Raw genomic sequence first — 12,996 nt, forward strand, 5'->3', positions numbered from 1 at the left:
CAACCGCTATCTGTAAGAACGCTGTGTGTTTGGTGTGCGGGCAAGGGTGCCGCGCCCCATGGTCACCCCCAAGATGCCCGGAGCCGGCAGGGCACTTGGGCGGGTAGCAGGCGACCTGGTCTAGTGGGAGCGGCGGCGCTCGCGGAAGTTCAGCACCAGAATCACGATGAGCAGGATGAACGCCAACGGCAATCCATAGAGCGCCACGGCCAGCAGCGCCGGGGCAGGGGAAAGCTGCATCGCGTATTGGATGAGGATCACGGCCAGCGCGGCGAGTGAGGCGATGGCAACGCCACCGGCAAGAAAGGTCAGGATGCGTAGGGATGTGGGGGTGGCGGCGGAGGTGTTCACCCCTTAAAACTACCGTGCACCGGCGAAACGGCCATCATGGAGGCCCTGGCCCGTGGGTGGGAAGGGGGCACGCCGCTGATGTCGTACCCTAGAAGATATAGACTTCCCCGGACGCATGAGCCCGCCCGCAAGCCCCCATAGAGGGACGGGCTGCGTGGTTTCGCGCCGGGACATCGCCAGAAATGGGAACGCGGAACCTGAATGGCCCGCCGTCGTTGCCCCATTGAGACGCAAGAACGAGGTAGTTAGACGTGCCAACCGGCAAAGTGAAGTGGTACGAGCCCTCCAAGGGGTTCGGGTTCCTGGTGACCGACGAAGGCCAGGAAGTGTACTTGAATGCCTCGGCGCTGCCCGTGGGCACGACCGAGCTGCGACCGGGTACCCGCATGGAATTCGGTGTCGCCGAAGGCCGCAAGGGTGCCCAGGCCCTGAGCGTTCGCATCATTGACGACGCACCCTCGGTGGCCCGCGCCAAGCGCAAGCCTGCCGAGGACACCGCGGTGCTGATCGAAGACCTCATCAAAGTGCTCGACTCGGTCTCCAACGGACTGCGCAGGGGCCGTTACCCCGAAAAAGCCCAAGGCGCCAAGGTTGCAGCAGTGCTGCGCGCCGTAGCCGACGATTTGGATGCCTGAACCCATGTCCCGCAAAGTAATGCTCGATACGACACTGGCCAAGGCCGTGGACCAGGCGCGCAAGGCGCTGCTGGAAATCACCGACGAGGCAACGATCGGTGAATACCAGGAAGCCGTGAACGACGGCGAACGCCTGGTGACCCACCGATTTGACGTGTTGCTCCCCGGCTACGAGGGCTGGAGTTGGTTTGCCACGCTGACCCGCATCCCGCGTGCCCAGGCCAAGGACCTCACGGTGTGCGAGGTCGGGATCCTTCCCGGCGAGGACGCACTGCTGGCCCCGGCCTGGGTGCCGTGGGCCGAGCGAGTTCGACCGGAGGAAATGGACGCCGAGCGCCAGGCCGCCGAGGACGCCGCCGCAGTTGCGGACGGCATCGCCGAAGCTTCGGCTCCGGAGGGCTCGGACAATTCCGCCCCCTCAGGCACGGAGGAAGAATCCGCGGAAACCGAGACCGAATCCGCGGCCGCGACGGACGAAGTCGCCTCCGATGAAGACGTCTGGGACGAAGATGCCAAATAGCTGAATAGGCAACCAGGGGACTTGTCCCCTGAAATGAACAAGGGAGCGGGTAGCGATCGTCGGATCGCTACCCGCGCCCTTGCCGTCGGGCGGCAGGCATCGGCTCAAATAGATCGGGCGGCGCCCACCCGCGGGATCAACCGTGGGTGGGCGCCGCCCGATTCGTAGGCTGAAGAAGCTAGCTGTTCTTCAGCACGTATTCGATGCACTTGAGCAGGGACGAAACGTCCTCGGGCTCAATGGCGACGAAGGTCGCCACGCGCAGCTGGTTGCGGCCGAGCTTGCGGTACGGCTCGACATCGACCACGCCGTTGGCGCGCAGGGTCTTGGCCACCGCAGCGGCATCGATCGAATCGTCGAAGTCGATCGTGGCAATGACGTTGGAGCGTTCCCCGGGGGCGGTGACGTACGGGGTCGCCACTTCGGAAGCCTCGGCCCAGTCGTAGATGCGGGAGGCCGAGTCCGCGGTGCGGGCTGCGGCGAACGCCAGGCCGCCGTTGGCGTTGAGCCACTGCACCTGGGCGTTGAGAGTGACCAAGGTGGACAGGGCCGGGGTGTTGTACGTCTGGTTCAGGCGCGAGTTGTCGATCGCCGTCTTCAGGCTCAGGAAGTCCGGGATCCAGCGGCCGGAGGCGGCAATTTCCTCGGCGCGGGCGATGGCCGCGGGGGAGAAGAGCGCAATCCACAAGCCGCCATCGGAGGCGAAGTTCTTCTGCGGGGCGAAGTAGTACACATCTGCCTGCGAGACGTCGACGTCCAGTCCGCCGGCTGCGGAGGTCGCGTCGATGAGGACAAGCGATCCCTCGTCGGCGCCTTCAACGCGGTGAACCGGTGCAGCGACGCCCGTGGAGGTCTCGTTTTGGGGCCAAGCGTATACATCCACGCCTGCCTCGGCCACGGGAACAGGCCGGGTGCCTGGTTCGGAGACGATGATGGAGGACGGCTCAAGGAAGGGCGCCTTGTTGGTTGCGGCGGCGAACTTCGAGCCGAACTCGCCAAAGGAGAGGTGCTGGGCCTTGTGGCGGACCAGGCCGAATGCGGCAATGTCCCAGAACGCGGTGGATCCGCCCACGCCCAGGACCACTTCGTAGTCGGCCGGGGCGTTGAAGAACGTCTTGAGGCCTTCCTGGATGTCGCGGACCAGGTTCTTCACCGGGGCCTGGCGGTGAGAGGTCCCCAGGAGTTGCGTGCCGGCATCGATGAGAGCCTGGATCTGTTCGGGGCGGACCTTGGAAGGTCCTGCGCCGAATCGTCCGTCCACGGGCAAAAGGTCTTGGGGGATGGTCACGCCGGTGCTCATGTTGCTCCTCATAAGGGGGGTTATCCGCTGTGGGCACTTCCGATGCGGCAATCCGATGCGCATTGAGGGTGCCCAGTGGTTCAATAATCGCGCACTGGGCGGCCCATTGTGTAATAGCGAGTCGCCAATGTGAACGCGGGTAGAGTGGATCGCGTAGTGATCTCTTGTAACAATCAACCCCTGCGGGAGCTGCAAACGTGTCAGATTTGATCGATACCACCGAAATGTACCTGCGCACCATCCTGGAACTCCAGGAAGAGGGCATCATTGCCCTGCGCGCGCGCATTGCCGAGCGACTGGGGCACTCCGGGCCCACGGTTTCACAGACGGTGGCCCGCATGGAGCGCGACGGACTGGTCGTGGTGACCACCGACCGCCACCTCGAACTGACCTCACATGGCGCAGAAGTTGCAACGGGCGTGATGCGCAAGCACCGTCTGGCCGAACGCCTGCTCGCCGACGTCATTGGCTTGGAGTGGGAGTACGTCCATGAAGAGGCCTGCCGTTGGGAGCACGTGATGAGCGAGCGCGTGGAGCAGCGCCTGTTCAAGTTGCTCGGTTCGCCCGAGTCCTCTCCCTATGGAAATCCGATCCCCGGGCTCGAGACACTGGGAGGGCCGGAACTGGGTGAAATCTCGATACGTGTCCAAAGTCTCGATTCGGCCCTGGTCGACGGGAATACGGGCCCGGTCCGCGTCGAGCGACTGGCCGAAACCATCCAGGTGGAACCCGAGCTGCTGGTGCAGCTCGATGAGGGCGGCATCCGCCCAGGCGCCCTAGTCACCCTCGAACGGGCCGGCGATTACGTCGTTGTTCGGGTGCAGGGGATCGAGGGCGCGCTGGAGCTTCCGACGGAAGTCAGCGCCCACGTGTTTGTCCGCCGCATGGATTGATAACGGAATTGTAACTTTGACATTAATCCCGGTAGTGTTTCACGTTGGGTTGCACCTAGGCAATCTAGTCCCGATCCGGTTCGCATAACCCTACCGGCGGATCGCGGAGCAAGAATTCCCGGTAGGGGCGGAGGACCCATTCAGCCGTTCCTGGTCTTGGACCATGGATCTTGGGGTGAAGCTGAGTCCACTATGTAGGCTCTGCCGAGTTGATCTCATGACTCGAATCCGACAGCTAACTTCGCAGGCGATACATGAGAGGTTGACATTTGACTCAGCAGCACACTCCCGGGCGCCGCCGTGCTTCCGGACCCGTTGATGCTTCGCCTGCTGAAGGTTCACTAGAGCAGATCGTGGACACCGCCCTGAGTGGTGAAAACACTTCCCGACGTTCCGGTCGACGCGCCCTGAGCGCGGTCCCTGATTCCGTCGAGACCCCTGACAACACGCAGTACACCGGCCGCCGCTTCGTAGCGGGCCTGCGCTATGGCGTATCCCCGGACGCGGACGCAATTGCCGCCACCGAAATTCCCGTCGCCCTGGCTGCGCCGGCAGCACCCGTTGCCGCCCCGGCCGAGGTCGACGAACTGGACAATGTCCTGAAGTTCGCCCCCCGGGCCCAGCGCCCCCGCCTTGGCTTCACGCACAAGCTGGCGGCAGTCGCCGCCGTTTCCGGTCTGGCGTTCGCCGCAGCCTCTCCCGCAAAGGAAGCCGAAACGGCAGCCGCGGGATCCGACCGCGTCGCCCAGTCCGTCGTGGTCGACGTCATGGCTCCGGCCGACGACGAGGTCAAGATCGAGCGAGCGTCGCTGACCAGCGAGTTCACCGAGGAAGACAAGCTGGCAACGGTCTTGACCGCAGCCGGCGGAGACGTCACCAAGCTGGCCGCCGAAGGAGTCTTGGCCCAGCCGGTGGACAGCATCCGGTTGACCTCGCGCTTCGGCCACCGCAAGAATCCGACCGGTCCGGGGTACATGAACCACAACGGCTTGGACTACGCAGTTCCCATGGGCACGCCGATCAAGGCAAGCGCCGCCGGCACCGTCGTGCAGGCCGCCTGGGCCGGCCACTCGGGCTTCCGTGTGGAGATCGACCACGGCAACGGACTGCACACCAGCTACAACCACAATTCGTCGCTGAAGGTTTCGGTGGGCCAGAAGGTCAAGCGCGGCGAAGTCGTCTCCTTGAGCGGCAGCACGGGCAACTCAACCGGCCCCCACCTGCACCTGGAAGTCATCGTCAACGGCAAGTGGGTAAACCCCGAGGCCTGGTTATAACGGCAATTGTCACCGTTCCGTGATCAGAACGTGACTTTTGGATTCGCTTCATATATTCTAAATACGTGACCAGGGATCATCCCTGTTCACCGCCGCGGGAAGTGCCGAGCACTGCCAGCCCACGGTGTCCGTTCAATTACTCGTTTGGCAGTGGCGGGGGACCCACATTCGGTTTCCACACAGGAAGCCTTGGGGTTAAGTGGTTCGGCCTGGCGGCCGGATTGCCGAGTGACTCCCACTCGAACCCGACAGCTCACCTCGCAGGCATCAGGAGAGGCATTACTACGTGACTACACGTCAAGCATTGGGCCGCCACCGCGCGACCCCGGTTCGGACCAACCCACTCGAATCCATCTCGAAGGCAGTTGCCTCGAACGCTGGTTCGGTTGGACGCCAGGCAGCAGTGATTGCAGCCGCATCAGGCCTCGTGCTCACTTTGGGCGTTCCGGCCCAGGGTGATGTTTCCCGCGAAGCAAGCGCAGTTCCCGTTGAAGGCCTCTCAGCAGAGCGTGTAGCCGTCAAGGCCGTTTCGGTCGCGGCTTCCAAGGCCAAGGACCTGAACATCGAACGCGCAGCGTTCACCTCCAAGCCGGCGCCCGCGCCGGTTGTCGTCGCCGTTTCCAACGAGGTTTCCGAGCGCTCCAACGACACCGCCCCGGTGACCCGTTCCAGCAGCAACTCGGACGCCATGGCGCCGGTGACCCGCTCGAACCGCGACTCCACCCCTAAGGCCTCCGAGGCCCCCAAGGTGAAGAGCGACTCGATGAACACCGCCAACCTGTCCGGCATCGCGGCAACCGCGGCCAAGTACGTCGGCGTTCCGTATGTATGGGGCGGCAACACCCCCTCGGGCTGGGACTGCTCGGGCTTCGTCAAGTACGTCTACGCAAAGCACGGCATCAACATCGCCCGCGGCACCTCGGCTATCCGCGCTTCGGGCCAGTTCGTGCGCACCAGCTCCCCGAAGCCGGGTGACCTCGTCTTCCAGAACGGTGGCGGACACGTCGGCATCTACCTCGGCGGCGGCAAGATGATCGGTGCCCAGAACCCGACTGTCGACACCATGCTTCACGACGTTTCCCGCAACCCGCTCTACGGTTACTACACCCTCAAGGGCTAAGCGCCAAGCGTTCCAAGGCCTCCGGTCGATCCATGTGGATCGACCGGAGGCCTTGCTGGTTAATGCGGATTTTTGCATGGAAGCCTACCCGGGCTTGGTAAGCCGGACATTGGCGTGGGTATGCCGATTTCAAGCACCGACGAGGCAGTGAGCTGGAGTGAAGGCTCCCGAACTGACGGCGCGGTGGACGCAGTCGCCCTGGGTGCGGACGGGAAGCAAATCCATGTCTCCAGTTCGGCCGGCATCGAGCGTTCGGGCTACGCAGCAGGCATTTTTACCCTCGCCTTGTTCCAGGCCGGTAACGGTGGTGCGCCCGGGGGACGGGAACACCGTGCGGAGCCCTGTCCGCCAGGTGTTCGAGGGGTGTACTGCAGGGAAAATTATGGTGGCAATTTCAACTGGTTTTCCACAAATACACGCAAAACCGCTGTTTCTTGTCTTAGGCTAGGTCACAGGAGCCAAAGCCGAGTGCCGTGTGCGCCACCGTGAGGGACTTCCGTCGTGGACGGGTCCCTCGCGTTGCGCCGGGTCAGGATCTAAGGATGCGCGTATGCGAACCCTAGTACTGAATGCAGGATTTGAACCGCTGGCGGTCATCACCTTCCGCCGGGCACTTCTCCTTGTCCTCACCGGGAAGGCCACCGTCCTTGCCGATGACGACCGTGACCCGATCGTCGGGGTCAACCAGGTGATGCCCCGGCCGACGGTGATCCTGCTGAATCGGTACATCCGACTTCCCTACCGCAACACCGTCAATGTCTCGCGCCGCGGCGTGCTGCGCCGCGACGGGCACCGCTGCGGATACTGCGGACGCAGCGCCAACACGATCGACCACATCGTGCCGCGCAGCCGCGGCGGGGAGGATTCGTGGGAGAATCTAGTAGCGGCATGCCAAGGCTGCAACAGCGCCAAGGGGGACCGGACGCTAGCACAGCTTGGCTGGAAGCTGCGGTTCGCCCCGAGCCGACCGCGTGGCGCCCAGTGGTTCATTACCGAGCTTGAGCGCCCCGCAGAGGCCTGGAGTCCCTTCTTACGGAGTGCAGCATGAAATTCGATGCGATTATTGTGGCCGGTGGCCGTGGATCCCGCCTGGGCGGCGTCAGCAAGCCCCTACTGGAACACGGAGGGGAAACGCTGCTGGAGCATTCCCTGAACGCCGTCCGGGACGCGCAGGCCATCGCCGTGGTCGGCACCCATGCCCTGGCCGAAGCCGTCACCCGGTACATGGATACCGCGCCGGATTTCCAGCGCGTGGTCATCACCCGCGAATACCCCAGCTTTTCCGGTCCAGCGGCAGCGGTCGCCGCCGGACGGGCGGCCCTGGACGACGGCCCCGACGACGAGAGCGCCCAACGCCAGAACCAGGCCTCAGAACTGACCGTGGTGCTGGCTTCGGACTTCCTGGATCCGGGTCCTGTCGTGGACGCCCTGCTGGCGGCCACAGGGAAGCCCTCCAAAGGGGTCGAGGCATGGGTTCCCCAGGATGCCTCGGGCGTGCTGCAGACACTCTCCTGCGCCATCCTCACTTCCTCCTTGCGACAGGCCATCGACCAGGCCACCGAACCCCGCGGAAGTCTCGAAAATGCGTCAATGATGCGTCTGCTTGCTACAGTGCAGATGGAACGCCTGAAGCTCCCGGATGCGGACTTCAGCGACATCGATACGCCCGGGGATGCCGGGCGCCACGGGATAGCGGTGGCCAACGGCCATTGACAAGGAGAACGCACCATGCCTGCAGCCGAGCTCGAGGATTGGGTCAAGGAACTGCTGGCGGCCTTTGACCTCGCCGACACCAGGATCGACATCGACCAGGTTCTTTCGCTTGCAGGGGTGGCCGCCCACACCATTGTCCGTCCGGCGGCACCGCTGACCACCTACGTGGCAGGCTACGCGGCCGGCCTGGCCGTCGGCAGCTCCCGGTCGGGCGAACTGGACGCCATGGACGCGGCCGACGGATTGGCCCGCGAGGTCCTTGCAGCACGCACCGACTCCCCTGACAACGCCTAGCACGGGCGCCATGGAAGACCACCAGTGGGAGGCCGCGCGCGCCGATGCCCATGCGCTGGGCTCCAGGATTGCCGGCATTCGCGAAACCGTTCCCCTTCACCTGGCCGGCGGACGAATCCTGGCCGCCGATCTGACGGCCGCCTACCCGATGCCGCATTGCGCCACCTCGGCCATGGACGGATACGCCGTCAACGGCACCGGGCCGTGGAAACTGCTCAGGGCGCACGCAGCCAACCCCGCTGCGGCGGACCGCGTGGTGCTCGCCGCCGGCGAAGCCAGCGCCGTGGTCACCGGGTCCCTGATTCCCGAGGGCACCACGGCCATCCTGCGTGTCGAGCACTCGACGCTCCAGGGAAGCCTGCTCTCCAGCGAGCGGACATTGCGCGCTGGCGACGACATCCGGCCCTCCGGCACCGAGGCCTCCGCCGGGGATGTGCTGGCCGCCGCGGGTACGCTGCTGCGGGCCGGTGTGATCGCCACGGCAGCGGTGGCGGGACACGACGAACTCCCGGTCGCTGCCGTCCCGCCCGTGCACCTGGTGTTCACCGGGGATGAGGTCATCACCTCAGGTCACCCGACACCTGGCCAGGTCCGAGACGGTTTTTCCCCGGTGCTGCCCCTGGTCGTAGCGGCCCTCGGCGGCACGGTTGCCAGCAGTACCCGCATCGGAGACACCCTTGCTGCCACCATCGCGGCCATCGACGGCGAAGACGCCAGGGCGGCTGCCCTGGTGGTGACCACCGGGGGCACTGGATTCTCCGAGCGCGACTTCGTGCGCGCCGCGGTCAGCGCCATCGGGGGGCGGGAAGCCATCTCCTCCGTGGCCATGCGACCGGGCCACCCGTCAATGGTCGCGGTGCTTCCCGGCAACCGCCTGTTGGTGGCCCTGCCCGGCAACCCGTTGGCCGCGCTCATGGCCGTTGCAACACTCGTCGACCCGATCCTGCGCGGGGCAAACGGCAGCGCATTGGCCGAACTCCACACGGCAACCTCGGCCACGGACTTCACCAAGCTACCGGGCAGGACCCGTCTGGTCCCGGCCCGTTGGGTCCCGGCTGCCGGCGGTGCCGACCCCGATGCACTGGCACCGGCCGAACATGTGGCACCTGCCATGCTGCGCGGACTGGCCGCTGCCGACGCCATCTTGGTGGTGGGTCCCGACGGCGCCACAGCCGGCGATCCGGTGCCCTATCTTCGGCTACCTTGGTAGGTGTGCGGTCGCCGCACCGCGCGAGCTGCGGAACGCGGCCAAGGCTAGAAGGGCAATAAAGATATGGGACGGAAAATAGCACGCAGGCGCATCGTCCGCGCCACGCTGGATGGTGCGCGGATCGCGCGCGAGGAAAAACTCGCGGTCGAGGAACCCCTGGAAATTCGCTTCAACGGGACGTCCTTCACCACCTCCATGCGCACCCCCGGAGACGACTTCGACATGGTCGCCGGCTTCCTTCTCGCCGAGGGAATCATCAGCCGCACCGAGCACCTGGTCTCCATGCGCTATTGCGCCGGCACCGACGAGGACGGCAACCAGACCTTCAACGTCATCGACGTGCAGGTTGGTTTCGGGGCCCAGGCCCCGGATCTTTCCGCGGCACGGAACGTCGTGACCTCCTCGGCCTGCGGGATCTGCGGCACCAACTCCATCGACGAGGTCTCCAAGAAGTCCTCCTATCCGCTGGACCCGGCCCGGGGCCACCTGGATGTGAAGGTGCTGCTGGGATTGCCCGACACCCTGCGCGAGGCACAAAATCTCTTCAGCGCCACCGGGGGAGTGCACGCGGCGGGGCTGTTCACCACCGACGGCGAGCTGCTGGTCCTTCGCGAGGACGTGGGACGGCACAACGCCGTGGACAAGGTCATCGGGGCCGGGCTACGCGAACAAAAATTACCGCTTCATGACACCATCCTGCAAGTCTCTGGGCGGGCCTCCTTCGAACTGGTGCAAAAGGCCGCGATGGCAGGGATCCCGGTCCTTTCGGCGGTCAGTGCTCCCTCTTCGCTGGCAGTGGAATTGGCCGATGAAACCGGGTTGACGCTTGCGGGTTTCTCACGGGGTAGTACGGTGAACTTATATACGCATGCCGACCGGGTGAAAACCGGTTCATAGCCCGAATAAGGCACCCGGTTTCCGGCACGCGCGACTACGGTCAACAACACCGCACTTCGACGTGGAGGATACATGCATCGGCCAGCCCCAACGCAGGACATCAACGAGGATGACCTGAAAGTCACCGAGCCAAAACGCAGCGCGGCCGGGGTCAAGGCAGTGATGGTGTCACTGGAACGCGGCTTCTCCGAGGCGGGCGTGAGCCGGACACTGAGCTCGATGCTGCGCATCAACCAGCGCGGCGGGTTCGACTGCCCGGGCTGCGCCTGGCCCGAATCCATCACCGGGGCGCGCAAGCCCGCGGAGTTCTGCGAGAACGGCGCCAAGGCCATCGCCGAGGAAGCCAGCGCCCGCACGGTGACTCCCGAGTGGTGGGCCAAGCACCCCATCAACGTGCTGCGTGAGAAGACCGAGTACTGGCTCGGCTCCCAAGGCCGGATCACCGAGCCGATGATCATCCGCGAGGGCGAAAGCCACTACACGCCGATCACCTGGTCACAGGCCTTTGCCACCATCGGTGAGCATGTGAACGCGACCACGCCGGAAAAGTGCGTGTTCTACACCTCGGGGCGCACCGCCAACGAGACCGCGTTCATGTACCAGCTGCTGGCCCGCTCGCTGGGCACCAACAACCTGCCCGACTGCTCAAACATGTGCCACGAATCCTCCGGCTCCGCGCTGAACCCCACCATCGGGATCGGCAAGGGCACCGTTTCCCTTGAGGACTTCGAACACGCCGAGTTGATCTTTGTCATTGGCCAGAACCCCGGCACCAACCACCCCCGGATGCTTTCCGCCCTCGCCGATGCCCGCAAGCGCGGCGCCCACATCGTGGCGGTCAACCCGTTGCCCGAGGCCGGCTTCTTCGGGTTCAAGGATCCGCAGTCGCTCAATGGCATGCTGGGACGCTCCGATGACATCAGCGACCACTTCCTGCAGATCAAGGTCGGCGGGGACCTGGCCCTCTTCCAGGCCTTCGGCCACCTGATCTTCGAGGCCGAGGCCAAGAACCCCGGCACCGTCATCGACAAGGAGTTCATCGACTCGGCCACCGACGGCTACGAAGCGTACAAGGAAGCCCGCTTAACCCTGGACTGGGAAGCCACCGAGGAAGCCACCGGGCTCACCCGTGCCGAGATCACCACCGTTGCCAACCTGCTCATCAAGTCCAAGGCCTCCATCTTCTGCTGGGCGCTGGGCCTGACGCAGCAGCCGCACTCGGTGCCCACGCTGAAGGAAATCATCAACCTCCTGCTGGTGCAGGGGAACTTCGGCAAGCCCGGCGCCGGTGCCTGCCCGGTCCGCGGACACTCAAATGTCCAGGGCGACCGAACCATGGGCATCTGGGAAAAGCCGGGCGAGGCATTGCTGGCCGCCCTGGATGCCGAATTCAACATCGATTCCCCGCGCGCCCATGGCTACGACTCCACCGAGGCCCTGCAAGCCTTCGAGGAAGACGAGGTAGACGTCTTTGTCTCCATGGGCGGGAACTTCGCCCTTGCAAACTCGGAAACCGAGGCATTGGAGGCGGGCATGCAGCGCGCCAAGCTCACGGTGCACATCTCCACCAAGCCCAACCGCTCCCACGTGGTGCACGGGCAGACCTCGCTGATCCTGCCGACCCTGGGACGCACCGACCGGGACGACAAGCACCCGGGCGGCGCACAATTCCTCTCGGTGGAGGACTCCATGTCGGTCATCCACTCCACCCAGGGCCGACTCAAGCCGGTCTCCGAGCACCTGCTCGCCGAGCCGGTTATCGTGGCGCGGATGGCCCAAGCCATTCTCGGCGAGGACCACTCGGTCGACTGGAAGGGAATGGCGGAGGACTACGACGTCATTCGCGACCACATCTCCCGCGTGCTGCCGGGCTTCGGGGACTTCAACAAGCGGGTGCGCGGGCGCAACGGCTTTGTGCTGCCCAACCCTCCGCGCGACACCAGGTCCTTCGCCACCGACATCGGCAAGGGTAAGTTCACCGTTTCGCCCTTCGAGGCGCTCTACGCGCCCGAGGGCCACCTGGTCCTGCAGACCATGCGCAGCCACGACCAGTACAACACCACGTTCTACGGTCTGGACGACCGCTACCGCGGCATCAAGGACGGGCGCCGCGTCATCCTGATCAACCCGCAGGACCTTGCAGAACTCGGTTTGGAGGACAAGTCCTTGGTGGACGTCATTTCCACCTTTGGCGGCACCGAACGCCGGGCCAACCGCTTCCGGCTTGTCTCCTATCCGACTGCCAAGGGCTGCGCAGCAGCCTACTTCCCGGAAGCCAATGCACTGGTCCACCGAGACTTGGTGGCACGCGAATCCAATACGCCGGGATTCAAGGCCATCATGGTGCGCTTCGTGCCGCACGAACTCGCGCCGGGCCCGACGCTGGACAGCTAGCCCCGAAAAAGCGCGGCGAGCCCGTAGCTTTGCGGAAGCAACACGAAGGTCTCGGTGGGCAAGTCACCGGGACCTTCGTTGCGTGGGCAGCTGCTTCTGGTGATCCCGGCGGCGAGAAACTGTGATCCCGAGCCGGGTCAAAGCCGTTCGCACCTCCCCCTGCGCACGTTTCGTTTCACCCTCCCCGGAGTGGCACTCACCGGAGAATTGCGACCAATTTTGCGTCGTGGGAGCCGGCCGGGGATGGCCTCGAGGTCGCCCACTTTACTCCCGCGGGGCGTGCCTCCATATGCGCCGGCGGCGGATCCGGGAAGAACCCGGGCGCCACGGTGGTTATGTCGGAGGCGGGCACCTGCGTATGCTGGCCCACGATCGACGATCTTTTTAATCCC

General features: G+C 64.9%; 13 protein-coding genes and 2 riboswitches. Of the genes, 11 read left to right on the forward strand and 2 right to left on the reverse strand.

Features of this window, described 5'->3' with window-relative positions:
• Window positions 1-120: 120 nt before the first annotated feature.
• Window positions 121-351 (reverse strand): hypothetical protein, encoded by a 231-nt coding sequence (locus tag ABD687_RS16885; protein WP_264268533.1) that lies wholly within the window; start codon window positions 349-351, stop codon window positions 121-123.
• Between the two features lie 251 nt (window positions 352-602).
• On the opposite strand from ABD687_RS16885, the gene ABD687_RS16890 reads away from it, so the two are divergent.
• Window positions 603-986, forward strand: coding sequence for a cold-shock protein (locus ABD687_RS16890; RefSeq protein ID WP_264268532.1), 384 nt, complete (start codon window positions 603-605; stop codon window positions 984-986).
• A gap of 4 nt (window positions 987-990) precedes the next feature.
• The gene (locus tag ABD687_RS16895) at window positions 991-1,506 is read left to right on the forward strand and encodes a DUF3027 domain-containing protein (protein WP_310289498.1); all 516 of its coding nucleotides are present in this window, start codon (window positions 991-993) and stop codon (window positions 1,504-1,506) included.
• Window positions 1,507-1,684: 178 nt separating this feature from the next.
• Here the strand turns inward: ABD687_RS16895 and serC are convergent, their stop codons facing one another.
• Window positions 1,685-2,806: a phosphoserine transaminase gene (gene serC, locus ABD687_RS16900; RefSeq protein WP_264268530.1), complete on the reverse strand. Its 1,122-nt coding sequence runs from the start codon at window positions 2,804-2,806 to the stop codon at window positions 1,685-1,687.
• A gap of 197 nt (window positions 2,807-3,003) precedes the next feature.
• Here serC and ABD687_RS16905 point away from each other — a divergent pair, with 197 nt between their 5' ends.
• The 9 genes from ABD687_RS16905 to ABD687_RS16945 all read left to right on the forward strand — a co-directional run bounded on the left by ABD687_RS16905 (window position 3,004) and on the right by ABD687_RS16945 (window position 12,604).
• Complete coding sequence (locus tag ABD687_RS16905) at window positions 3,004-3,699, forward strand: iron-dependent transcriptional repressor DtxR (RefSeq protein WP_264268529.1); 696 nt, start codon at window positions 3,004-3,006, stop codon at window positions 3,697-3,699.
• 92 nt (window positions 3,700-3,791) lie between these two features.
• Window positions 3,792-3,965, forward strand: a riboswitch (cyclic di-AMP (ydaO/yuaA leader).
• Between the two features lie 87 nt (window positions 3,966-4,052).
• Entirely contained in the window at window positions 4,053-4,976 is a 924-nt protein-coding gene (locus tag ABD687_RS16910; protein ID WP_310289495.1) for a M23 family metallopeptidase, read from the forward strand.
• 127 nt (window positions 4,977-5,103) lie between these two features.
• A riboswitch (cyclic di-AMP (ydaO/yuaA leader) is annotated at window positions 5,104-5,257 on the forward strand.
• Window positions 5,258-5,262: 5 nt separating this feature from the next.
• On the forward strand, window positions 5,263-6,096 hold the full coding sequence (locus ABD687_RS16915; RefSeq protein WP_264268527.1) for a C40 family peptidase: 834 nt from the start codon (window positions 5,263-5,265) through the stop codon (window positions 6,094-6,096).
• Window positions 6,097-6,646: 550 nt separating this feature from the next.
• Window positions 6,647-7,144: an HNH endonuclease gene (locus tag ABD687_RS16920; protein ID WP_264268526.1), complete on the forward strand. Its 498-nt coding sequence runs from the start codon at window positions 6,647-6,649 to the stop codon at window positions 7,142-7,144.
• Window positions 7,141-7,809, forward strand: coding sequence for a molybdenum cofactor guanylyltransferase (gene mobA / locus ABD687_RS16925; RefSeq protein ID WP_264268525.1), 669 nt, complete (start codon window positions 7,141-7,143; stop codon window positions 7,807-7,809). The genes ABD687_RS16920 and mobA overlap by 4 nt, the downstream gene beginning before the upstream one ends.
• A gap of 15 nt (window positions 7,810-7,824) precedes the next feature.
• The gene (locus tag ABD687_RS16930) at window positions 7,825-8,103 is read left to right on the forward strand and encodes a DUF6457 domain-containing protein (protein WP_264268524.1); all 279 of its coding nucleotides are present in this window, start codon (window positions 7,825-7,827) and stop codon (window positions 8,101-8,103) included.
• 10 nt (window positions 8,104-8,113) lie between these two features.
• Complete coding sequence (locus ABD687_RS16935) at window positions 8,114-9,313, forward strand: molybdopterin molybdotransferase MoeA (RefSeq protein WP_264268523.1); 1,200 nt, start codon at window positions 8,114-8,116, stop codon at window positions 9,311-9,313.
• 63 nt (window positions 9,314-9,376) lie between these two features.
• Window positions 9,377-10,210, forward strand: coding sequence for a formate dehydrogenase accessory sulfurtransferase FdhD (gene fdhD, locus ABD687_RS16940; RefSeq protein ID WP_264268522.1), 834 nt, complete (start codon window positions 9,377-9,379; stop codon window positions 10,208-10,210).
• A gap of 72 nt (window positions 10,211-10,282) precedes the next feature.
• Entirely contained in the window at window positions 10,283-12,604 is a 2,322-nt protein-coding gene (locus tag ABD687_RS16945; RefSeq protein ID WP_264268521.1) for an FdhF/YdeP family oxidoreductase, read from the forward strand.
• Window positions 12,605-12,996: the final 392 nt, after the last annotated feature.

The organism is Paeniglutamicibacter sulfureus, assembly GCF_039535115.1.
Taxonomy (GTDB): domain Bacteria; phylum Actinomycetota; class Actinomycetes; order Actinomycetales; family Micrococcaceae; genus Paeniglutamicibacter; species Paeniglutamicibacter sulfureus.